Annotated in this window: 18 protein-coding genes; 9 read left to right on the top strand and 9 right to left on the bottom strand. The window is 65.8% G+C overall.

The window, feature by feature from the left end:
* Nucleotides 1-6 precede the first annotated feature (6 nt).
* From WJ542_RS19870 to ggt, 3 genes are all read left to right on the top strand, one after another.
* Nucleotides 7-786, top strand: coding sequence for a phosphocholine cytidylyltransferase family protein (locus WJ542_RS19870; protein ID WP_411191157.1), 780 nt, complete (start codon nt 7-9; stop codon nt 784-786).
* Between the two features lie 107 nt (nt 787-893).
* A complete protein-coding gene (locus tag WJ542_RS19865; RefSeq protein ID WP_411191156.1) occupies nt 894-2,297 on the top strand; it encodes an MFS transporter in 1,404 nt (467 codons plus the stop codon).
* Nucleotides 2,298-2,437: 140 nt separating this feature from the next.
* Complete coding sequence (gene ggt, locus WJ542_RS19860; RefSeq protein WP_411191155.1) at nt 2,438-4,165, top strand: gamma-glutamyltransferase; 1,728 nt, start codon at nt 2,438-2,440, stop codon at nt 4,163-4,165.
* Between the two features lie 31 nt (nt 4,166-4,196).
* Here ggt and WJ542_RS19855 read toward each other — a convergent pair whose 3' ends face one another.
* The 3 genes from WJ542_RS19855 to WJ542_RS19845 form a co-directional block, all read right to left on the bottom strand.
* Entirely contained in the window at nt 4,197-4,388 is a 192-nt protein-coding gene (locus WJ542_RS19855) for a hypothetical protein (protein WP_411191154.1), read from the bottom strand.
* A 25-nt stretch (nt 4,389-4,413) separates the two neighbouring features.
* Nucleotides 4,414-6,120, bottom strand: coding sequence for an FAD-dependent oxidoreductase (locus tag WJ542_RS19850; RefSeq protein WP_411191153.1), 1,707 nt, complete (start codon nt 6,118-6,120; stop codon nt 4,414-4,416).
* Nucleotides 6,121-6,262: 142 nt separating this feature from the next.
* Nucleotides 6,263-7,081, bottom strand: coding sequence for a helix-turn-helix transcriptional regulator (locus WJ542_RS19845; RefSeq protein ID WP_411191152.1), 819 nt, complete (start codon nt 7,079-7,081; stop codon nt 6,263-6,265).
* A gap of 283 nt (nt 7,082-7,364) precedes the next feature.
* Here WJ542_RS19845 and WJ542_RS19840 point away from each other — a divergent pair, with 283 nt between their 5' ends.
* The gene (locus WJ542_RS19840) at nt 7,365-8,390 is read left to right on the top strand and encodes a VTT domain-containing protein (protein WP_411191151.1); all 1,026 of its coding nucleotides are present in this window, start codon (nt 7,365-7,367) and stop codon (nt 8,388-8,390) included.
* Between the two features lie 69 nt (nt 8,391-8,459).
* On the opposite strand, the gene WJ542_RS19835 is transcribed toward WJ542_RS19840, so the two are convergent.
* A complete protein-coding gene (locus WJ542_RS19835; RefSeq protein WP_411191150.1) occupies nt 8,460-9,887 on the bottom strand; it encodes an MFS transporter in 1,428 nt (475 codons plus the stop codon).
* Between the two features lie 195 nt (nt 9,888-10,082).
* On the opposite strand from WJ542_RS19835, the gene WJ542_RS19830 reads away from it, so the two are divergent.
* Nucleotides 10,083-11,108: an aldo/keto reductase gene (locus tag WJ542_RS19830; RefSeq protein WP_411191149.1), complete on the top strand. Its 1,026-nt coding sequence runs from the start codon at nt 10,083-10,085 to the stop codon at nt 11,106-11,108.
* A gap of 69 nt (nt 11,109-11,177) precedes the next feature.
* Here the strand turns inward: WJ542_RS19830 and WJ542_RS19825 are convergent, their stop codons facing one another.
* From WJ542_RS19825 to WJ542_RS19815, 3 genes are all read right to left on the bottom strand, one after another.
* Nucleotides 11,178-11,354 (bottom strand): hypothetical protein, encoded by a 177-nt coding sequence (locus WJ542_RS19825; RefSeq protein ID WP_411191148.1) that lies wholly within the window; start codon nt 11,352-11,354, stop codon nt 11,178-11,180.
* Between the two features lie 434 nt (nt 11,355-11,788).
* Complete coding sequence (locus tag WJ542_RS19820; RefSeq protein WP_411191147.1) at nt 11,789-12,493, bottom strand: carbonic anhydrase; 705 nt, start codon at nt 12,491-12,493, stop codon at nt 11,789-11,791.
* A gap of 379 nt (nt 12,494-12,872) precedes the next feature.
* Nucleotides 12,873-14,114, bottom strand: a complete 1,242-nt coding sequence (locus WJ542_RS19815) for an MFS transporter (protein ID WP_411191146.1) — start codon at nt 14,112-14,114, stop codon at nt 12,873-12,875.
* 113 nt (nt 14,115-14,227) lie between these two features.
* On the opposite strand from WJ542_RS19815, the gene WJ542_RS19810 reads away from it, so the two are divergent.
* The gene (locus WJ542_RS19810) at nt 14,228-15,109 is read left to right on the top strand and encodes a LysR substrate-binding domain-containing protein (protein WP_411191145.1); all 882 of its coding nucleotides are present in this window, start codon (nt 14,228-14,230) and stop codon (nt 15,107-15,109) included.
* 16 nt (nt 15,110-15,125) lie between these two features.
* Here the strand turns inward: WJ542_RS19810 and WJ542_RS19805 are convergent, their stop codons facing one another.
* Complete coding sequence (locus WJ542_RS19805; RefSeq protein WP_411191144.1) at nt 15,126-16,079, bottom strand: LysR family transcriptional regulator; 954 nt, start codon at nt 16,077-16,079, stop codon at nt 15,126-15,128.
* Between the two features lie 116 nt (nt 16,080-16,195).
* Between WJ542_RS19805 and WJ542_RS19800 the strand changes: the two genes are divergently transcribed.
* The 3 genes from WJ542_RS19800 (at nt 16,196) to mmsB (ending at nt 20,065) form a co-directional block, all read left to right on the top strand.
* On the top strand, nt 16,196-17,512 hold the full coding sequence (locus tag WJ542_RS19800) for an MFS transporter (protein ID WP_411191143.1): 1,317 nt from the start codon (nt 16,196-16,198) through the stop codon (nt 17,510-17,512).
* 67 nt (nt 17,513-17,579) lie between these two features.
* Nucleotides 17,580-19,106, top strand: a complete 1,527-nt coding sequence (locus WJ542_RS19795; RefSeq protein WP_411191142.1) for a CoA-acylating methylmalonate-semialdehyde dehydrogenase — start codon at nt 17,580-17,582, stop codon at nt 19,104-19,106.
* A 68-nt stretch (nt 19,107-19,174) separates the two neighbouring features.
* Nucleotides 19,175-20,065 carry a 3-hydroxyisobutyrate dehydrogenase gene (gene mmsB, locus WJ542_RS19790; protein WP_411191141.1) on the top strand — a complete coding sequence of 297 codons (891 nt, stop codon included), beginning with the start codon at nt 19,175-19,177 and terminating at the stop codon, nt 20,063-20,065.
* Nucleotides 20,066-20,101: 36 nt separating this feature from the next.
* On the opposite strand, the gene WJ542_RS19785 is transcribed toward mmsB, so the two are convergent.
* Nucleotides 20,102-21,157, bottom strand: coding sequence for a phytoene/squalene synthase family protein (locus WJ542_RS19785; RefSeq protein ID WP_411191140.1), 1,056 nt, complete (start codon nt 21,155-21,157; stop codon nt 20,102-20,104).
* Between the last annotated feature and the right edge of the window lie 174 nt (nt 21,158-21,331).

The following is a 21,331-nucleotide window of genomic DNA, read 5'->3' as shown; positions in this document are numbered from 1 at the left end:
TTGCGCATGCGCGCCATCATTCTCGCGGCAGGCCTCGGCCTGCGCCTTCAGCAACGCGCTGGAGAACAGTTTCCCAAATGCCTGCTGCAGTTCGAGGGCACGACGCTGCTCGAACGGCATTTGCAGATGCTGGAGGGGGCGGGCGTCACGGAAGTCGTGCTGGCGCTTGGCTTCCAGCCCGAGCGGGTCGAGGCTGAAATCAAGCGTATCGGCTGGCCGCACGACATCGAGATCGTGCTGAATCCGCGCTTCGATCTGGGCAGCGTGCTGACCGTGCATCGCACGGCCGAGGCGCTCACGCGCGGCGGCGACGTGCTGCTCATGGACGCCGACGTGCTCTACGACGAGCGCGTGTTTGCGCCGCTCGTCGCGGGCGAGGCGCCGGCGAACCGTCTGTTGATCGACCGCGACTTCGAGGCCGGCGACGAACCCGTGAAGCTGTGCCTGCGCGATGGCGTGCCTGTCGAGCTGCGCAAGCAACTCGCGGTAGGTCTGCAATACGACACCATAGGCGAATCGGTGGGTTTTTTCCGCCTGAACGAGGAGACGGCGCGCCGTTTCGCGCAGATCGTCGAAGGCTACGTGAAGACGGACCGGGCGAACCTGCCGCACGAAGAGGCGCTGCGCGACCTGTTGCTCGAGCGCGGCCGCGAGTTCGAAACGGCCGACGTCACCGGCGCGCCGTGGATCGAGATCGATTTCCCCAACGACGTCATGCGCGCGGCCGAACAAGTGCTGCCGCAACTGCGTCCCGTGGTGAGCCGGGTCAAGCAGACGGCGGTCTGAAAACGAGGCGTGGCGGCTTCATCTGTTGCGACGTCAACCGTTCTTCGCAACACGGTGACATAATGAGGGCTTGTCGCCATCCGCTGCGCTGACTGTCGTTCCTGCCCATGCCACTTGCCCTCGGCGCCTTCATCGTTCCCCTCATCGTCGCGTGCGCGATGTTCATGGAGAACGTGGATGCGACGGTCATCGTCACCTCGCTTCCCGCGCTGGCCCGCGATCTGGGCCAGGATCCCATCACCCTGAAGCTGGCCGTCACGAGCTACGTGATCGGGCTTGGCGTGTTCATTCCGGTATGCGGCTGGGTGGCCGACCGCTTCGGCTCGCGCAACGTGTTTCGCACGGCCATCGGCATTTTCATGGCGGGCTCGCTGCTGTGCGCCGCCTCCACCTCGCTCGGGATGTTCGTGGCCGCGCGATTCGTGCAGGGCATAGGCGGCGCGATGATGGTGCCCGTCGGGCGCATCATCATTTTCCGCTCGCTGCCGAAGTCGGACTTCATTCGCGCCGTCAACTATCTCACCGTGCCCGCGCTGCTCGGGCCCGTGGTAGGGCCGCCGCTCGGCGGCTTCATCACGACCTATCTGCACTGGCGCCTGATCTTCTGCATCAACATTCCGATCGGCGTGCTCGGCATCTGGCTCGCGAACCGGCACATCGCGAACATGCACGAAGAGCACCCCGGGCGTCTCGACTGGCCGGGCTTCATTCTTTCGGCGGGCGGCGCCTCGCTCTTCATGCTCGGGCTCTCGCTCGTCGGCAGCGGGCTCGTATCGAATGACCGTGCCGTGATCCTGTGCGTCATCGGCGCGGCGCTGCTCGCGGCGTACTGGTTCTATGCGCAGCGCGTGGAGCGGCCCGTGCTCGATCTGCGTTTCCTGCGCATCCCGAGCTTCAACGCGAGCGTGGCAGGCGGTTCGCTCTTTCGTATTGGCCTTGGCGCCGTGCCTTTTCTGCTGCCGCTCGCGCTGCAGGAAGGGCTGGGCATGACCGCTTTCGTCTCCGGCTCGATCACCTGCGCTTCCGCGTTCGGCTCGATCTTCATGAAGACGATCGTATCGAGCGTGCTCGGGCGCTTCGGCTTTCGCCGCACGCTGATCGTCAATGCGATGCTGGCCGGCATGTCGATCGCCATCTATGGGCTCTTCTTTCCCGGCGTGCCGCATTGGGTCATCTGGCTCATCGTGTTGCTCGGCGGCGTGTTTCCTTCGCTGCAGTTCACGGGGCTCAACTCGCTGGCCTATGCCGACATTCCGACGCGCGACATCGGCCGCGCGACGAGCGTGGCGAGCGTGATTCAGCAGGTGTCGCTCGGGCTTGGCGTGACGATTGCCGGCATCGTGCTGCAGATCTCGCACGAGTTGCAGGGTCATCCCACCATTGTCTGGTCCGACTTCTGGCCTGCGTTCCTCGTGGTGGGGCTGTTCTCGGTGGCATCGATTCCCGTGACGATGCGGCTGCCCGCCAATGCCGGCGACGAGATCGCGCGCGGCCGACGCGCCAGGGCCTGAGTGTTCTCATATCGCGCATCCCGTGGCGGACGGCTGGATCGCAATCGTTTTGTCAGCATGTTATATAAGGCCAAAGCAGGCCAAAGCAGACCCAAGCTGATCGAAGCGCCGTTGATGAACCGGACCATGGAGGACACGCAATGAAGTTGGTCGAAAGAACGAAAATATCCACCGCCGTCGCGCTCGTTTCGCTCTCCGCGCTTTCGGCGGGCTTCCTCGAAGCCTCTCCCGCTTTTGCGAAGGAAACGCAGCAGCCTGCCGTGCTGACCGCCTCGGCGGTGGCCGTGGCGGACAAGTACGCCGCCGATGCCGCCGAGCAGATCTTCAAGGAAGGCGGCAACGCCGTCGATGCGGCCGTGGCGATCGCCTTCTCGCTGGCCGTGACTTATCCGGAAGCGGGCAATATCGGCGGCGGCGGTTTCATGACGCTGTACGTGAACGGCAAGCCGTATTTCCTCGACTATCGCGAGCGCGCGCCGCTCGCCGCCACGCGCACGATGTACCTCGACGACAAGGGCAACGTGATCGAAGGCAAGAGCCTTTACGGCTACGATGCCGTGGGCGTACCGGGTACCGTGGACGGCATGTGGGAGGCGCAGCGCCGCTTCGGCAAGCTCAAGTGGACGCAGGTGCTCGCGCCCGCGATCCATTACGCGCGTGACGGCTTCCTCGTCGACGAACAGCTTGCGAAGCGGCGCGACGAGGCATCGAAGGAGTTCGGCGGCAAGACCAACTTCGACCGGTACTTCGGCGACATGAAGGAGGGCACGACGTTCAAACAGCCCGACCTGGCCGCCGTGCTCACGCGCATTGCGAACGAGGGCGCCAGGGACTTCTACGACGGCAGGACCGCCGACCTCATCGCCGCCGCGATGAAGGAGGGCAACGGCCTCATCACGAAGCGCGATCTTGAGGAGTACAAGGCAGTCTGGCGTCAGCCTGTCGAGGCGAAGTGGAATGGCTACGAGATCATCACCGCGCCGCCGCCGAGCTCGGGCGGTGTCGGCCTCGTGCAACTGCTCAAGATGAAGGCGATGCTTGCGCCGCAGTTCAAGGACGTGCGGCTGAATTCGCCGCAGTACATCCATCTGATCGCGGAGATCGAAAAGCGTGTGTTCGCGGACCGCGCGCAATACCTCGGCGACCCGGACTTTTACAAGGTGCCGGTCGCGCAGCTCACGGACGATGCCTACCTGGCGAAGCGCGCCGCCGAAGTCGACCCCGACAAGCCTTCCGACACGAAGAGCGTGCAACCGGGCCTTGGCACGTCGATGCCCGAGAAGGCGGAGACGACGCACTTCTCGGTGGTCGACAAGTGGGGCAACGCCGTGTCGAATACCTACACCATCAACGGCTACTTTGGCTCGGGCGAGGTCGTGCCGGGCGCGGGCATCGTGCTCAACGACGAGATGGACGACTTCTCGTCCAAGCCGGGCGTGCCGAACATGTTCGGCGTGGTGGGCAGCGACGCGAATGCGATTGCCCCGAAGAAGCGCCCGCTTTCGTCGATGACGCCGACGATCCTCACGGAGGACGGCAAGGTGGCGCTCGTGATCGGCACGCCGGGCGGCTCGCGCATCTTCACGTCGATCTTCCAGGTGATCAACAACGTGTATGACTTCAAGATGCCGTTGAAGGACGCCGTTGCCTCGATGCGCTTCCATCATCAACTGCTGCCGCCGAACACGATCTTCTGGGAGCCGTACGAGCCGATCAACGGCGATCTCGCGAAGCAGGTCGAAGCGAAGGGCTATGTGCTGAAGGGGCAGGACTTCAGCGGCGATATCCAGGCCATCAAGATCGACGGCGATACGCCGGACCCGGTTTCCGATCCGCGCGGCCGCGGCGTTTCGCGCTTAATTCCGTGACCTGAGATGATGGGGCGGTCCGCGGCCAGGCTCAATGCGCGCCTGGCGCGGGCAGGTCTTCATGCGCTGCGGCGATCAGGCCCAGCGCGGCATCCGCGTTTCCAATCCGCTCGATTGCGAGCAGCGCGAAGCGCGCGAGAAAAAGCGGCGCCTGCGTCTCGCCCACTTCGGTCATGGTCTTGCACAGGCGGGTATAGACGGTATCGAGTTCGCTGTCGGTCATGGAAGTCTCCTCGGGCTGCCACGGGTCAGGCCCGCAGCGTGTGGTCGATGGTGGCGAGCGCATGGGCCGCGAGCGTATCGGCCGCGCCTTGCCAGCGGCCCAGCACGTGGCCGTCCGGCCGCGCCAGATAGAGCGTGCCGGCCGTGGCGCCATACATCGGGAAGAGACGCCCCGTGTGGTCCCAGCCGGTTGCGCGCACGCTGTCCGGCGGCCGTCGGGTGGCGAGCGGCACGACGGCGAAGGGCACGTCGCGAGCGGCGAGCGTGCTTTCCAGCGCGGTCAACGCGGCGGGCACCGAGCCATCCGTGCTGAACCAGAATGCCGTGAAACGCGGTTCGACGAGATCGGTCAGATGCCCTTCGCGCGAGGCCCCGGCGCCGACGATCGTCAGTGGGCACTCGGGCAGCACGGCGCCAGGCACCGGACCGTTTGCGAACGGCGTGGAGCTTGCTGCGTTCAACGGGGAGGCGCCGTACGTGATGGCCGAGGTCTGGCGCGGGTTGATGAGCGGGCGCACGAAAGGATGCCGGCGCGCGAGGCTCAGGACGGCGGTACGCATGAGATCGAACGCGAACGAAGGCGGCGCCATGAACTCCGTACTCTTCGTGCCGTAGCCCAGATTCTCGTGGGTCGCATACACGCGCTCGTCGGAGTAGCTGTCGAGCAACGCGTCCGTCGCGCGGCCCTTTACGACATACGCGAGCTTCCACGCCAGATTGTCGGCATCGTCGATGCCGGAATTCGCGCCGCGCACGCCGAAGATCGGCACCAGATGCGCGGCGTCTCCTGCGAACAGCACGCGGCCGTGGCGATAGCGTTCCAGCGTCAGGGCGTTGGCCTTGTAGATCGTGATCCAGATGGGCGACCACGGCGCCGTTTCGCCCATCATGTCGAGCAGGCTCTGCACGCGCGGCATGACGTTCTCCGGCTTGACGGCCTCTTCGGCGTCCTCGCCGTCGCGCAGTTGATAGTCGATGCGCCAGACGTTGTCGGGCTGCTTGTGAACGAGCACCGTCGAACCCGGATTCGACGCGGGATCGAAGTACGCGAGGCGTTCGGTCGGGCGCGCACTGTCGAGCAGGATATCGACGATTACGTAGCGGCCTTCGTAGCTCGTTCCGGCAAGCTTCAGGCCGAGCGCTTCGCGGATCGTGCTGCGGCCGCCGTCCGCCGCCACGAGCCAGTCGGTCTGCATTTCGTAGTCGCCCTCGGGCGTCGAGAGCTGCAGCGTCGCGCCCTGTGCGTCCTCGCGCAGCGCGGTGACTTTCGTCTGCCAGCGGATGTCGATGAGGTCTGCCCTGGCCTCGGCCGCGTCGAGCAGGAACTGCTCGATGTGGTACTGCGCGAGGTTGACCATGGGCGGCAGCTTCTGGTTTTCGTCCTGCGGCATCTGGAAATGCAGCACTTCGTCGTTGCGGTAGTAGCTGCGGCCACCGGTCCACGGCAGGCCTTTCGCGAGAAAGCCGTCGAGCGCGCCAAGTCGTTCGACGATTTCGAGGCTGCGGCGCGAGATGCAGATCGCGCGGCTGCCGTAGCAGACCGATTCGTCGGCTTCGATCAGCACCGGGCGCACGCCGTGGCGCGCAAGGCCCAGGGCGACGGCCAGGCCAACAGGGCCGCCGCCGACGATCGTGACCGCATGGCGGTGAGTTTCACGGTCGTTATCGAGTTCGGGTATCCGCGCGGCGTACTGCCTGGCTTCGAACGGATACGGCTTGAATGCTGCGCTCATCGTGTGTTCCTGTAGAAGATACGGCGGCGATGGAGGCAGTATGGAGCGTGACAGCGCGCGCGCTGTCCTCAATTTGGGTACAGCGAGGTCGTATCGGAAACGCCGGACGGTACGGCGATCAAGACGGGGTCGGGGACGGTGCTCAGGCCTGGTCGGCGGCGAGGCACAGCGCGAACAATTGCCGCTGGCTGGAAATACCGAGCCGCTGGTACGCCCGCTTCTGGTAGGTCACGACGCTGGTGGGCTTGACGCCCATGCGCTCGGCAATCTCGGCCGCGCTGAATCCTTCGAGTACGCCGCGCAGCACGTCGAGCTCGCGCTTCGAGAGCGTCGGACACAGGCCGCGCAGCCGCGCGAGCATCATTTGCGGAATGCCCATCTGGCTCTGGCCGTGCAGGGCGTAATGATGCCGCGCGGCTTCGCCGATCAGTGGCGAGAGGGTTTCGACGAGCTCGATCTCGCCGGGCCGGAAAACGCCGGCGTCGCGTTCGCGGTAGAGGTTCACCGAGAGCCAGATGTCGGCGGCCGGTTGCAGCAGCAGCGAAAGCCGGTCGGACACATTGGGCGCCGCGTAGCAGGCATTGCGGTAACCCTCGTGCACGATGTCGTCGCTCGACTGCCAGTGCAGTACGAGCGACGAGCCCGGCGGTCCGCCCGTCGCGCCCGTGACGACTTGCTGGTTGCCGTCGAGCGCGTAGAAGAGGCGCGCGTAGGTGTCGGCGACATCGCGCAGGAAGCGGCCGCCGCGATGGTCCGCGACCGAGACGGTGCGTGGCCGGCTGCCGAATTCGTAGGCGAACACGGTGCATTGCGAAACCGAGGCCGCGGGACCGATCAGGTTCAGCACTTCCGTGGCGAGCGCGTTGGCGTCGTCGCGGCCAATGGCCGAAACGAGGTTCGTGACGCGTGACAAGTCGAATTGGCCTGTCGGCTTCGGCCGGTCGAGACGCCAGTAACGCATGTTTCGTAACGGAAAACCGCGGGAGAAAAAACACTTTTACAAGATTAGCACCTCGTGCGCGGATTATGCGCAACCGCCTCGCCAGCCTCGGACAGCCGAAAAGGGGCGGATCGGGTCGGCCGGGGTGATGGCTTGTTGCCGCCATGCAAAAGACCCTTTCATCGGCACGGCAAGCAAGGTTTCACAGGTTTGGGGTAATCTCCCCACTCCGGCTCGCGCGAGCGCGCCGCATTATTGTGTGTGTCGTTTTTCGTCAGGCCTCTCAAGCGCAGGAACTCCCGCAATGTGGACTCTCCCGACGGCCATTCCGCCCGATTTCGGCGCCGGGGTGGTCTTTCTCAGCGTGCTCGTGACACAACTCGGCGTGCCGGTGCCGGCTGCGCCCGTGCTCGTGCTGGCCGGGACCATGGCGGCCGACGGCGAGGTGTCCTACGTGCACCTGCTGGCGGCGGCGGTGTTTGCCACGCTGCTGGCGGACTCGCTCTGGTTCACGGCGGGCAGGATGCGTGGCCGGCGGCTGCTGAACGGGCTCGTGCGCTTCTCGCTGTCGCTCGATACGACGATCCGCATGGCGCGCAACGTGTTCGAGCGCTATGGTGCGCCGATTCTTTCGGTGGCGAAGTTCGTGCCGGGGCTCGGCCTGATCTCGGCGCCGTTGCTCGGTACGACCTCGATCAATACGCGTATTTTCCTGCTTTGGGATGCCCTGGGTGCAACGCTGTGGGCGGCCACCTGGCTTCTGGGCGGCGCGGCGCTCAATGCCCAGATCGCGCGCTTCGTGACGTTCGTGCGCGCCAACGGCGGCACGATTTTCGACGTGCTGGCCGTGGCGTTCGTGCTGTTTCTCGCCTGGCGCTGGCTGCGCCGCTGGCAGTTCCGCCGCTGGCTGGCCACGCATCGCATTTCGCCGGACCAGCTCGACGAGATGCTGAAATCGCACACGCCGCCGCTCGTGCTGGACGCGCGGCCGCAGAGCGTGCGCGAGAAGGAGGCGTACCGGATTCCCGGCGCCCGACCGCTGAATCTGGACTCGAACGAGGCGCTGCCGCCCGAACTGCTCGAGCGCCCGATCGTCGTGTATTGCGTGTGCCCGAACGAGGCAACGGCCAAGCGCATCGTCAACCAGATGCGCAACAAGCATATCTATCACGCGCACGCGCTCAAGGGCGGCCTGGACGCGTGGGAGCGCCACGGCTATCCGGTCGAGCCGCTTTCGGCCGAATTCCATGCCGCGCATGCGCGGGACAGCGAGCCGCCCGAATCGGGCGCCGAAGAAGCGTTCACCGTGCGCGCGAGCTTGTCGAAGTAGTACGTTGCACGCTTTTTGCACGCTTCCTGCGCGCTCCGTGCGCACGCAACCGCCGGCGCAACGGCGGACTCAGGCGCGCTGGCGCCGCGACCCGCCGCCCACGTTCTGCCCGGCATCGCGCGCGAGCTGGGCGTAGCCCCAGATCGAGGCCAGCGTCAGGAGGCCCGCCGCCAGAAATGCGAGGCGAAAGTCGTCGAGCGTGAACGCATGGCCGCTCGTCTCGCCGTGGCAGGCGGCCGCCGCGCGCAGCGCGACCGCGCCGAAGGCAATCCCCAGGCCATTCGTCATCTGCGACGCCGCGCTCCAGAGCGTGCTGGCGGCGCTCATCTGCGGCTGCGCAACGTCCGCGTAGGCGAGCGTGGCCAGCGTCGAGAACTGCATCGAACGCGTGACGCCGTAGATGAACACGACGATCAGCACCACAGCGAGCGGAATCTCGGGCGTGAGCAGCCCGCATGCGATCGTCGCGAAGCCGGCGATGGCGACGTCGACGATTGCAACGCGCCGGAAGCCCCAGTGTTCGAGGATGCGGGTGGTCAGCGCTTTCATGCCGAGGTTGCCGACCGCGCTTGCGAGCAGCAACAGGCCGGACTTGAAAGCCGAGAGGCCGAAGCCGATCTGGAACAGGAGCGGCATCAGGTAGGGCACGGCGCCAATGCCGATGCGCGTGAACGAACCGGTGACGACCGTCACCGAGAACGTCGGGATTCTCAAAGTGGAAACATCGATCAACGGATGCGGATGGCGCTTCGCATGCGCCACGGCGATCACGCCGAATGCGAGGCCCGCCGCGACGATCGCGGCCGCCATCCAGGGGTCTTTGCCGGGCTGGCTGGCCAGTTCGGCGCCGTAGAGGATCGCGGTGAGCGTGGCGCCGCTCAGCGCGAGGCCGGCGAGATCGAGCGGCCGCTTTTTCTCGCCGCGCAGATTGGGCACGAGCGCGACGACGGCGGCGAGTACGGCGAGGCCGAACGGTACGTTCAGCAGGAAGATCCAGCGCCACGACGCATAGGTCGTGATGAAGCCGCCCACCGGCGGCCCGACCACGGGCGCGGCGATCGCGGGCCACGTAATGGTGGAGATGGCCTGCATGAGGCGGCTCTTGTCGGTGCTGCGCACGACGATCATGCGTCCGACCGGGACCATCATCGCGCCGCCCATGCCTTGCAGCACCCGCGCCGCGACGAATTCGCCGACGTTCTGCGACAGCCCGCACAGCACCGAAGCCACGGTGAACGTTACGACGGCGCTGAAGAACACCGTGCGCGACCCGCAGCGGTCGGCTACCCACCCGCTCGCGGGGATGAAGATGGCGAGCGCGAGCATATAGGCGGTGACGCCGAGGCTCAGGCTGTTCGGGCCAATGCCGAACGAATGGGCCATCTGTGGCAGCGCCGTGGCGATGACGGTGGTGTCGAGATACTCCATGAAGAAGGTTGCGGCCACAACGTAGGGCAGCCAGCCGATGGCCGGGGCGCGTGCGGACGTGCGGGTCATGGGATCTCCGTAGGCGACGCCCCGGGTATTCCTCATGCGCTCCCGGGGCCGAAAGGCGACAGTTTCCAGAGAGTTTCCAATACGCACGCGCTTCTGTACAGCGTTCCCGCGCTGGCTCGTTTCCGGCAGGCAGGATGCGACCCGCGTACACTGAATCGCTCTTTCCTCAACCACTTCTTTCGTGGAGGCTACGCAATGGAATACCGCTTTCTGGGCGCATCGGGCTTCAAGGTGCCGGTGCTGAGCTTCGGTACCGGCACGTTCGGCGGCAAGGGCGAGTTCTTCGAGGCCTGGGGCGCGACCGACGTCGCCGAGGCGCGGCGTCTCGTCGACATTTGCCTCGACGCAGGCGTCTCGATGTTCGACAGCGCCGACATCTATTCGAGCGGTGCGTCGGAATCGGTGCTGGGCGAGGCGCTCAAGGGACGCCGAGACAAGGCCATCATTTCGACCAAGGCCACCTTTCGCTTCGATGACGGGCCCAACAGCGTGGGCTCGTCGCGCGCGCATCTGAAGCGTGCGGTCGACGCGGCGCTCAAGCGCCTGCAGACCGACTATATCGACCTGTTCCAGCTACACGGCTTCGACGCGAGAACGCCGGCCGAAGAAGTGCTCTCGACGCTCGACGATCTCGTGCGCGCGGGCAAGATCCTTTATACGGGCGTGTCGAATTTTTCGGGCTGGCATCTGATGAAGTCGCTCGACGTGGCGGATCGCTATGGCTATCCGCGCTATGTCGCGAACCAGACCTATTATTCGCTGATCGGCCGCGACTACGAATGGGAACTGATGCCGCTGGGACTCGACCAGGGCGTGGGCGCGGTGGTGTGGAGTCCGCTCGGCTGGGGGCGTCTGACCGGCAAGATCCGCCGTGGCCAGCCGCTGCCCGAGAAGAGCCGTCTGCACAAGACGGCGGACATGGGGCCGCCGGTGCCCGATGAGTACCTGTACCGCGTGATCGACGCCATCGACGAGGTTGCGCAGGAAACGGGCAAGACGATTCCGCAGATTGCGCTCAACTGGCTGCTGCAACGGCCGACGGTTTCCACCGTGCTGATCGGTGCGCGAGACGAAGCCCAACTGCGGCAGAATCTCGGCGCAGTGGGCTGGAATCTCACGCCCGAGCAGGTGGCGAAGCTGGATGCGGCCAGCGCGGTCCGACCCGCGTATCCGTACTGGCATCAGGAGGGTTTTGCCGAGCGCAATCCTTCGCCGGTCTGAAGCCGTATTGCGGGTGATCCGTTGCGGGTGAGCAGGGAACGGCGTGCGGCAAGCCGCGCGCCGCAGTGTTTAACGCTTGTCGGCGGAGCTCAGGATCTGGGCAGCGCCCAGGTGAATCGCGAGGGCAAAGAAGTCGCGCACGGGCAGATTGGCGGCCTTCGCGATGGCCAGCGCGCGGCGATGGTCGTTCGGGTGGAGTTGCAGCTTCACTTCGACTTTGGCGGGCGGTTTCGGCAGGTATTGCATTGTCGTTTTCCTCGGTCAACGGGTTCGGTGCCCTCGTGGGGCGAAGAGCCCATTACCGGCCTCCCGCGCAAGATGGCGCGTGCCGCCCGCCGCGCGATGAAGCGCGGTCCGGATCGGCCAGGGACGTGAAGTGGGCCTGATTGGCCCGCCGGCGCCAGAAGGTCGACGACGACGGGCTTTGCGTGCCGCGAGACGGTGTCACGCGGTCGAACTTGGCACTGCAAAGAGGTATTGCAAGGATCCTGGGGTACTGCCACAGCGACGGCGGGACTGCGAACGGCTGAAGCTTTTTCCGTTGCGGCGGGGAGCCGCTTCTAGTACGGGGCGCAGTATAGTCGCGTTAGAGCCCAGGGTAAATACCTATTTTTCGATTCAGCGCCAATTCAGTGTTGCAAAAGAGGGAAGGTTGCCGCCGGATTTATGCGCTGCGGATATTAACCCTCGGCGCGCTTGCGCAACCGGGCGCGTGCTTCGCCAAGGGTCTGGAAGTGTCCGATGCCTTCGTCGAAGACCGTGACCTTGCCGTGGCCAATGTCGTAGACCCAGCCCTGCAGCGCCAGCCGCCCCTGGGCCACGCGGGCCGCGACGGCCGGGTGCGTGCGCAGGTGCGTGAGTTGCAGGCGCACGTTCTCCTCCACGAGCGCCTGCACGATCTCATCTTCGTTCAGGCCGCGCGTCTGCACGACGCTGCGTGCCGCCTCGGCGTTGCGCAGCCACGCCTGGACGGTCGGCATCTCCGCCGTGGCGGCGCCGCCGGCGGCGAGACCCTTCATGGCTCCGCAGTCGGTATGGCCGCACAGGACGATCTGGCGCACGTTGAGCGCGAGCACCGCGAATTCCACCACGGCCGAAACGCCGCCGAGCATCTCGCCGTAGGCCGGCACGATGTTGCCGATATTGCGGCAGACGAACAGCTCGCCGGGGCGCGTTTGGGTCACCATCTCGGGCGAGACGCGCGAATCCGCACAGGTGATGAACAGCGTATGCGGCGCCTGGTTATGGGCGAGGCTATGAAACAGCTCCTTGTTGCCCGGAAACACGCGATGACTGAACTCGTCCACGCCATTGAGCAGATGAAGCAGATCGCCGCAGCCGCACGAGTCGGAGTGATTGTCGTGCGAGGGGTTATGTTCGGGCATGGATGTTTCTCTCTTTGTCGTGAATCGGCACAGTCGAATTGAACCGGTGCGAGGTTACGCTGGCTTGACAGCAAGAAGTCGGAAAAGCACCGGCTTGCGTCCAGTTTTTCCCGTTTTCCTGTCGTCGTCTTTGCGCGCCTTTGCGTTTTCGCGCCGGTGCATTCGCGGACGCATTTTCTCACGCCATCAGGGCTTTGCCATAGGCGCATGCGGGCGTGCCTTTGCGCAGGCATTGTCGACCAACCGGTCGGGCGGCTACCGGCGGATGAGAGGCCAATGAGTATCCATTGGCATGTGGTGTCGAACGCGGCCCAAGCGCCGTGGCCCGATGGGTCGGTCAGTACAGCGAACGATAGTATCGCAGCGTCACCGAGCGGATTCAGTGCGCATCCATGGCCGTGGCCGCTGCGCGGCGTGCCGGCATGAAGTACCAGATGCCGCCGGCGAGCTGCAGTGCGATGAGGCCGGCCCACGCGGTCTGATGCGCGACGGCGGGATAATGGCCGTCGACCGCCGTCCAGTGCCCGAGCACCGCGCCGACCGCGATCTGCGCGACGAAGATGCCGACGAAGATGACGAGCGTGAAGGTCGTGTTGACGCGCCCGATCATGCGCGGCGGGAAGTATTCGGCGAGCACCGCGTAAGTGAGGATGCCGGTGCCGCCCAGCGCGCCATAGGCGGCCCACAGCAGAGGCGCGGGCAACGGCACGCGCGCGGCGAGCAAGACCTGCACGACGACGAAGAGCATCATCGTCACGCCCGAGAAGAGTTGTACGCTCACACCGCGCCGCTCGAACGCGCGCGCGAGCGCGCCAAAGCCGATATTGCCCGCGATGAACGCGCCGCCCAGCACCGACACGAGCGATGCGGCGCGCGTTGCGACGTCGACGGTGCCGGCCGGCACGACATCGCGCAGGAATGCGCCGACCCACAGCGACTGCATGGCGTAGAACACGGTCTGGGTGAGCGCGGAAAACGTCGCCGTTTTCCAGAATGCATGACTGCGCAGGATGTGCGCGGTGCCCTTGAACTGTTCGAAGACGGTTGCCTGATGGTGCGTGTCGCGCGTGCGCGGGCCGCCGATCCAGATGATCGCGGCCACGATGGCGGTGAGGGCGGCAAGCCCGAGGCTCACGCCGCGCCACGGCGCCACGGAGAGCAGCCACGACAGCGGCGCGCCCACCGCCACGCCGCCGAGTCCCCCGACCGCCATCACGAGGCCGTTCACGAGCGTGAGCTGTTCCACGGGGAAGTGCTGCGCCGTGGCCTTGAAAGCGCCGCCGAGACAGACCGAAACGCCGACGCCGATCAGAAGCCGCCCGACCATCATCATGCCGATGCTGTGCGAGAGGCCGAAGACGAGCGCGCCGGCGGCGGCGACCAGCATGACGCTGGCGGTGACGCGGCGCGGCCCGAAATGGTCGAGCAGGACGCCGCCGGGAATCTGCGCCCCGGCGAAGCCGAGGAAGTAGAGGCTCGTGAGCGTGCCGAGATCGGTGGCCGTCATGCCCAGTTCATGGGTCAGAAACGGCGCAAAGCCGAGATTGACGCCCCGGAAGAGATAAGAGACGAAGTAACCGAGTGCAAAGACGGCGAAAACGCGCAATCTGAGTGAAGTCATGATGCGGAAGCGGCGCGAAAGGGGAATGAATGCCTGGGTGACGATTATTGGCGATTCCCGGGCGCCAGGCCAGCGAGAGATTTCGGACGGGATTGTGAGTAGAATTTGACGTCATGTCCCGATCGCTTCCTCCCCTCCAGGCCCTGCGCGCGCTAGAAGCAGCGGCGCGGCGGCGCAGCTTCAGCCGTGCTGCCGAAGAACTGCATTTGACGCACAGTGCCGTGAGCCATCACCTGCGGGGGCTCGAAAGCGAGCTGGGCGTCGAGCTGTTTCGCCGCGCGGGCAGCCAGATGATTCCCACGGCCGCCGGCGCGCAGCTCGCCGAACGCGTGCGGCGCAGCCTGGGCGAGCTGCGCGAGGCGCTCGACGCGACGCGTCCCGGTGTGAGCGGCGTCACGCGGCTGGAACTGAGCGTGATGTCCGATTTTGCATCGGTGTGGCTGATCCCTCGTCTTGGCGACTTCTACGATCGGCATCCGGACGTCGATCTTTCGCTACGCATGCATGCGGACGTGACGCCGCCCGATCCTTATCCGTTCGATATCGGCATCTGGCATCGCCGCGTGGACGAGCCGGGCTTCCAGATCCGCAAGTTGCTGGACGACCAGGTCGTGGCCGTTTGCAGCCCGGCGCTGCTCGTGCGCTATCCGGACTTTCGCGTGGAAGACCTCGCGAAAATGCCGCTGCTGCGTTTTTCGCGCCGCTCGTGGCGCGACTTCTTCGAGGCGGCCGGCGTGGCGGGCGACGAGCCCGAACGCGGCCCCATATTCGACGACGCGGGGCTGCTGCTGCAGGCCACCGTTGCCGGGCAGGGAGCCGCGACCGCGCGGCTTCAGCTTGCGCGCGGCTACATCGAGCGAGGCGAACTGATACTGCTAAGCCAGGTACGTATTCCTGCGTCGCTCGATTATTACTTCACGTGGCGCGAGGGCCATCCGCGCGAGGCCGCGATTCAGCAGTTCTATCGCTGGGTCAAATCCCAGCTCGCGAGCTGACCGCCATGCGTTTTCTTCAAGGCTCGACGTAATGCATCTGCGGCGAGTCGCCCAGCAGCAGCGGCTGGTTCGCCTCGGCGGCGGCCCGCAGATAGTCCCATAACGACGTGATGCGCCGCAGCTTGCGCAAGTCTTCGCGGCTGCAGAGCCAGAAGCGCCGCGTCACCACGATCTCGTCGGGCAGGATCGCGACGAGGCGCGGGTCCGGTTCCGCCATGAAGCACGGCAGGATCGCGAGCGCGCTGCCTTGCAGCGCGGCGTGGTATTGCGCAATCACGCTCGTGCTGCAGAGATTCGCTTTGACGTTTGGCGCCGTGCGTTCGAGATAGAGCAGTTCGTGGCTGAACGCGAGATCGGCGACATAGCTGACGAACGCGTGGTGCCGCAGGTCCGCCGGCGTGCGGATGCGCGGCTGCTGCGCCAGATAGTCCGGAGTCCCGTACAGCCTGAGCCGGTAGTCGGTGAGCTTGGTGTACACGTACTGGCCGCGCTCGGGCCGCTCCAGCATGATCGCGAGATCGGCCTCGCGCTTCGAGAGACTCACGAAGTGCGGCACCGGCAGCAGGTCGATCGACATGTCCGGGTGCTGGCCCGAGAAGCGCGCGAGCTGCGGCGCGAGAAAGAAGCAACCGAAGCCTTCCGTCGAACCCACCCGCACGTGTCCCGACAGCGACTGCGCGCCCATGGCGAACTGCTCGCTCACGGACTGCACGGTGGTTTCCACCGCGTCGGCATGGGTGAGCAGCCGCTGTCCCTCCGCGGTCAGCACGAAGCCGCCCGAGCGCGACTTGTCGAACAGCACCGTGCCGAGCGCGGTCTCCAGCTCCCGCACGCGGCGCGCGACCGTCGTGTGGTCCACGCCCAGCTTCTTCGCCGCGGCGCTCGCCCGCTGCGTGCGGGCCACCGCGAGGAAATAGCGCAGGTCGTCCCAGTTCAGCGTCTCCAGCTTGTTCGTTGTGCTTTTTTGCATATCGGATGGGCTTTTTCGTCTCTATACCGTGGATATTCGAATAAATATACTCGTTTGCAGACCCTGGGACAGAAGCTCCGAAGACGGTCTGCAAACAACAAGGATGGAGACAGACGATGCACATGCAGTCGACCCCCGAAAGGGCCGCCGCGGCCGTTCCGGTTCCGAAGCGCGCGCGCGATTATTTGCTTGCAGGCTGGGCCAGCATGGCCGGCACGACGATCGAGTGGTACGACTTCTTCCTCTACGGCACGGCTGCCGCCCTGGTCTTCAACAAGGTTTTCTTCCCGACGCTCGACCCCATTCTTGGCACGCTCGCCGCTTTCGCGACCTATGGCGTCGGCTTCATCGGGCGCCCGATGGGCGGCATCGTGTTCGGCCACTTCGGCGACCGCATCGGCCGCAAGTCCATGCTGCTCGCCACGCTGCTGCTGATGGGCATTCCCAGCATGGCGATCGGGCTGATTCCTTCGTACCAGAGCATCGGCTACGGGGCGGCGGCGCTGCTCGTCGCGATGCGGTTCCTGCAAGGCATGGCCGTGGGCGGCGAGTGGGGCGGCGCAGTGCTGATGGCCGTCGAACACGCGCCGCGTGGCCGCAAGGGCTTGTTCGGCAGCCTGCCGCAAACGGGCGTGGGCTTCGGGCTGATTCTTTCGTCGCTGGCGATGGCCGCCGTGACGGCGCTCCCGGAAGCCGACCTGCTGGCGTGGGGCTGGCGCGTTCCGTTTCTCGCCAGCATCCTGCTCGTGCTGGTGGGCTGGGTGATTCGCGTGCGGGTGCCCGAATCGCCCGACTTCGAACGCGTGAAAAAGACCGGCCGCCCCGTGGAGGCGCCGGTGCTCGAAGTGCTGCGCCGCCAGCCTCGCGAGCTTCTCCTCATCATCGGCGCGCGCACGGCGGAGAACACCTGGTTTTATCTGGTAGTGGCGTTCGCGCTCGCCTATGCTGCCAATCAGTTGAAGATTCCGAAGGCGCAAATTCTGCACGCCATCACCGCCGGCGCCGTGCTCTCGCTTGCGACGATGCCGTTCTGCGGCTGGCTGAGCGACCGGATCGGCCAGAAGCGTTTGTTTCTCGCCGGCCTCGTGATCATGGGCCTGTTTGTTGCGCCGTTTTTCTCGATGCTGGAAACGCTGCAGCCCGTGGCGGTGTGGTGGGCGATGGTCCTGGGCGTCGGCGTGGTGTTCCCGATTCTCTATGCGCCCGAATCGCAGTTGTTTGCCGCGCAGTTTCCCGCGGAGATCCGCTATAGCGGCATTTCGGTGTCCGTGCAGTTGGCGGGCGTGCTGGGCGGCGGCGTCGCCCCGATGATCGCGACCGCGTTGCTCGCCTACGGCGGCGGCAGGCCGCATTACGTGGTTGCCTATATGGTGGCGCTCGGCGTGATCGCGCTGATCTGCACGCTGCTGATGCGCTCGCGGCACGACGGATGATTTTTTATCGTATTCCTGATTACCCGGTCCGAACCGGTTCCCTTCAACCCATGCAAGAGAGTCCAAGATGAACGCAGTCACCCAGGCATCGAATGCCCATGTCCCCACCGTCAAGCTGCTGATCGACGGCGCATTCGTCGAGTCGAAGACGGGCGAATGGCGCGACATCGTCAATCCGGCCACGCAGGAAGTGCTCGCGCGCGTGCCGTTCGCTACCGTGGCCGAAGTCGATGCGGCCGTGCAGAGCGCGCAGGCTGCGTTCGCAACGTGGAAGAACACGCCGATCGGCGCGCGCCTGCGCATCATGCTGAAATTCCAGGCGCTGATTCGCGAGAACATGGCGCGCATTGCGAAGACGCTCACCGCCGAGCAGGGCAAGACCCTGCCCGATGCCGAAGGCGACATCTTCCGCGGCCTCGAAGTGGTCGAGCACGCCTGCTCGATCGGCACGCTGCAGCAGGGCGGGTTCGCCGAGAACGTGGCGGGCGGCGTCGACACGTACACGCTGCAGCAGCCGCTTGGCGTGTGCGCGGGCATTACGCCGTTCAACTTCCCCGCGATGATTCCGCTGTGGATGTTCCCGATGGCCATCGTCTGCGGCAACACCTTCGTGCTGAAGCCCTCGGAACAGGATCCGCTTTCGACGATGCAGCTCGTCGAGCTGGCGCTCGAAGCCGGCATTCCGAAAGGCGTGCTCAATGTCGTGCATGGCGGCAAGGAAGTGGTCGACGCGATCTGCTCTCACCCGCTCATCAAGGCGATCTCGTTCGTCGGCTCGACGGCGGTGGGCACGCATGTCTATCGCCTCGGCAGCGAGCACGGCAAGCGCGTGCAGTCGATGATGGGCGCGAAGAACCACGCGGTCGTTCTGCCCGACGCGAACCGCGAGCAGGCCATCAACGCGCTCGTCGGCGCGTCGTTCGGCGCGGCGGGGCAGCGTTGCATGGCGACTTCGGTGGTCGTGCTGGTCGGGGCGGCGCAGCAGTGGCTGCCCGACCTCGTCGAAAAGGCGAAGACGCTGAAGGTCAACGCGGGCCACGAGCCGGGCACCGACGTCGGTCCGGTGGTTTCTCGTACTGCGAAGGCGCGTATTCTGGGTCTCATCGAATCGGGCGTGAAGCAGGGCGCGACGCTGGCGCTCGACGGCCGCGACGTGACGGTGAAGGGTTACGAGGAGGGCAACTTCGTCGGGCCGACGGTGTTCACGAACGTGAAGACCGACATGGACATCTACACGCATGAAATCTTCGGCCCGGTGCTCGTGGTGCTGACCGCGGCAAATCTGGACGAGGCAATCGCGATCGTCAACGCCAATCCGTTCGGCAATGGCGTGGGCCTCTTCACGCAGAGCGGCGCGGCGGCCCGCAAATTCCAGAGCGAGATCGACATCGGCCAGGTGGGCATCAACATTCCGATTCCGGTGCCGGTGCCGTATTTCAGCTTCACGGGCTCGCGCGGCTCGAAGCTCGGCGATCTCGGCCCGTACGGCAAGCAGGTCGTGCAGTTCTATACGCAGACGAAGACCGTCACCGCGCGCTGGTTCGACGACGCCACCGTCAGCGACGGCGTGAACACCACGATCAGCCTGCGCTGACGCGGCAAGGTTGCCTGCGCAACAAAATTCGCAACGAAAGCGGCAACGACGTTGCAGGAGACAGACTAATGAAAATCGGCTTCATCGGACTAGGTCACATGGGCGCGCCGATGGCGCTCAATCTGCTCAAGGCGGGGCACACGCTCAAGGTGTTCGATCTCAGCGAAGCGGCCTTGCAGACGCTCGCCGAAGCGGGCGCGGAACGCGCCGCCTCGCCAGGGGACGCGGCGAGCGGCGCCGAATGGGTCGTGACGATGCTGCCCGCGGCCGCGCATGTGCGCACGGTGCTCACCGCGGCGGACGGCGTGCTGGCGGGCGTCGCGAAAGGCGTGACGATCATCGACTCGAGCACGATCGATCCCGCCAGCGCCCGCGAATTCGCGGCGCTGGCGGCGGCGCGGGGCAACACCTTTGTCGACGCGCCGGTATCGGGCGGCACGGGCGGCGCGGTGGCGGGCACGCTGACCTTCATGGTGGGCGGCACGGCGGCCGTGTACGAGAGCGTGAAACCGGTGCTCTCAGGCATGGGGAAGAACATCGTCCACTGCGGCGATACCGGCACGGGGCAGGTCGCGAAGATTTGCAACAACCTCGTGCTCGGCGTCACGATGGCGGGCGTCGCGGAAGCGATGGCGCTGGGCGAGTCGCTCGGCATCGACCCGAAGGTCCTGGGCGGCATCATGAACACCTCGACGGGCCGCTGCTGGAGCTCGGACACGTACAACCCGTATCCGGGCGTGATCGAGACGGCGCCTGCGTCGCGCGGCTATACGGGCGGCTTCGGCACCGATCTGATGCTCAAGGATCTCGGCCTCGCGACCGATGCGGCAAAGGGCGTGCGCCAGCCGGCGTTCATGGGCGCGCTCGCGCAGCAGCTCTACCAGGCCATGAGCAGCCGCGGCGACGGCAAGCTCGACTTTTCCGCCGTTATCAAGCTGTATCGCGGCGAGAAGGAATAGCGGCGGGCACGGCTCGCAGCGCGCGCTGCGAGCCGCTTATGTTTTGATGCGTGCTTCCACGCGCGCGAAGAGCCGCCTGAACCACCGTTCGAGCAGGGCATCGGACGGCGCGAGCAGCGTCGAGCCGGCGAGGATGCGATAGACGTCATTGCGCGTTACCTTGGACGTCTTCGCCGGATCGAGCCATTGCTCGTTCGCGACGAGCCGCTCGAGCGTTTCGAGTCCGATGAGGATCGGCCAGAGGCAGGCGAGGCGCAGCCGCAGCGAGTGTCGCGGCAGCGCAAACGTATAGTCGATCGCGGCGCGGAAGTGATCGAGCGCGATGCGCACGAGTTCGTACAAGATGCCGCGTGCCCGCGAGGACGACTCGGGCCGCAGCAGGTCCTGCGCGGCGAGTCCCGCCTGCGCGAGCATCGAAGCCGGCAGATAGCAGCGGCCGATGCGCAGGTCCCTGCCGCAGTCGCGCAGCACGTTCACCATCTGCAGCGCTTTGCCGAAGCGCACGCCGCGCCGGTACATCGTTTCGCGCAACGCAGGATCGAGCGCGCCCGGGACGTGCTGGTACGTCATCTTCGTCCAGAATTCGCCCACGCAGCCGGCCACCAGATACGTGTAGCGGTCGAGCTCGTCCCAACTGGCAAGCGCGGCGATCTGGCCGGAGCGTTCGTCGGGGAAGGTGCGCAGGTCGAATTCCATGCCTTGCGTGAGCGTCGTCACGATTTCGCGCACCGCGGCGCGATCGGCCTCGTCCAGTTGCGCGAGCACCTCCAGGGCGCCACCCAGCGATTCGAGCAACTGCCTTTCGTCCGATTGGGTCTGCTGGCCCGCGACCTCGTCGGCGATGCGCCGCGGGCCGGCGGCGTCGTCCGCGGCGCCGTTGATGCGCTCGCGCAGCGACAGCAGCAGCGCGAGGCGCTGCTCGGGCGGGATCAGCGAGGTGTCGGCGATCGTGTCTGCCGCGCGCGCGAGCAGATAGGCCACACCCACCGGATCGCGCATCCCCGCGGGCAGCACGCGCAACGTGAGATAGAACGAGCGGGAAACGCCTTTGAGCAACGGGCCCAGCAGGAAGGCCCGGTCGGATTTCTGCATGTTGGGGAAGCGGCGGCAAGGGACGGATCGAACGAGAGCCGCATTGTAGCGTGGATGACGTGGGGCGGCGCGGGCCCCGATGCGCGTGCAGCGGGGCAGGAGAGCGCTTGAATTCTTACAGATCTAGTCGGTCGAACCACGCCTCTGAATTGTTTCTGAAAGGTTGAGGTGTGA

Origin of the sequence: Paraburkholderia yinzeri, assembly GCF_046581065.1 — a bacterium.
Lineage (GTDB): Bacteria > Pseudomonadota > Gammaproteobacteria > Burkholderiales > Burkholderiaceae > Paraburkholderia.
Note: the sequence above shows the minus strand (reverse complement) of the source record. Positions and strands in the feature narration are given on the sequence as shown.

Coding starts and splice junctions, on each gene's coding strand:
- WJ542_RS19870 (WP_411191157.1), top strand. CDS start 7: ATGCGCGCCATCATTCTCGCGGCAGGCCTCGGCCTGCGCCTTCAGCAA.
- WJ542_RS19865 (WP_411191156.1), top strand. CDS start 894: ATGCCACTTGCCCTCGGCGCCTTCATCGTTCCCCTCATCGTCGCGTGC.
- ggt (WP_411191155.1), top strand. CDS start 2,438: ATGAAGTTGGTCGAAAGAACGAAAATATCCACCGCCGTCGCGCTCGTT.
- WJ542_RS19855 (WP_411191154.1), bottom strand. CDS start 4,388: ATGACCGACAGCGAACTCGATACCGTCTATACCCGCCTGTGCAAGACC.
- WJ542_RS19850 (WP_411191153.1), bottom strand. CDS start 6,120: ATGAGCGCAGCATTCAAGCCGTATCCGTTCGAAGCCAGGCAGTACGCC.
- WJ542_RS19845 (WP_411191152.1), bottom strand. CDS start 7,081: ATGCGTTACTGGCGTCTCGACCGGCCGAAGCCGACAGGCCAATTCGAC.
- WJ542_RS19840 (WP_411191151.1), top strand. CDS start 7,365: ATGTGGACTCTCCCGACGGCCATTCCGCCCGATTTCGGCGCCGGGGTG.
- WJ542_RS19835 (WP_411191150.1), bottom strand. CDS start 9,887: ATGACCCGCACGTCCGCACGCGCCCCGGCCATCGGCTGGCTGCCCTAC.
- WJ542_RS19830 (WP_411191149.1), top strand. CDS start 10,083: ATGGAATACCGCTTTCTGGGCGCATCGGGCTTCAAGGTGCCGGTGCTG.
- WJ542_RS19825 (WP_411191148.1), bottom strand. CDS start 11,354: ATGCAATACCTGCCGAAACCGCCCGCCAAAGTCGAAGTGAAGCTGCAA.
- WJ542_RS19820 (WP_411191147.1), bottom strand. CDS start 12,493: ATGCCCGAACATAACCCCTCGCACGACAATCACTCCGACTCGTGCGGC.
- WJ542_RS19815 (WP_411191146.1), bottom strand. CDS start 14,114: ATGACTTCACTCAGATTGCGCGTTTTCGCCGTCTTTGCACTCGGTTAC.
- WJ542_RS19810 (WP_411191145.1), top strand. CDS start 14,228: ATGTCCCGATCGCTTCCTCCCCTCCAGGCCCTGCGCGCGCTAGAAGCA.
- WJ542_RS19805 (WP_411191144.1), bottom strand. CDS start 16,079: ATGCAAAAAAGCACAACGAACAAGCTGGAGACGCTGAACTGGGACGAC.
- WJ542_RS19800 (WP_411191143.1), top strand. CDS start 16,196: ATGCACATGCAGTCGACCCCCGAAAGGGCCGCCGCGGCCGTTCCGGTT.
- WJ542_RS19795 (WP_411191142.1), top strand. CDS start 17,580: ATGAACGCAGTCACCCAGGCATCGAATGCCCATGTCCCCACCGTCAAG.
- mmsB (WP_411191141.1), top strand. CDS start 19,175: ATGAAAATCGGCTTCATCGGACTAGGTCACATGGGCGCGCCGATGGCG.
- WJ542_RS19785 (WP_411191140.1), bottom strand. CDS start 21,157: ATGCAGAAATCCGACCGGGCCTTCCTGCTGGGCCCGTTGCTCAAAGGC.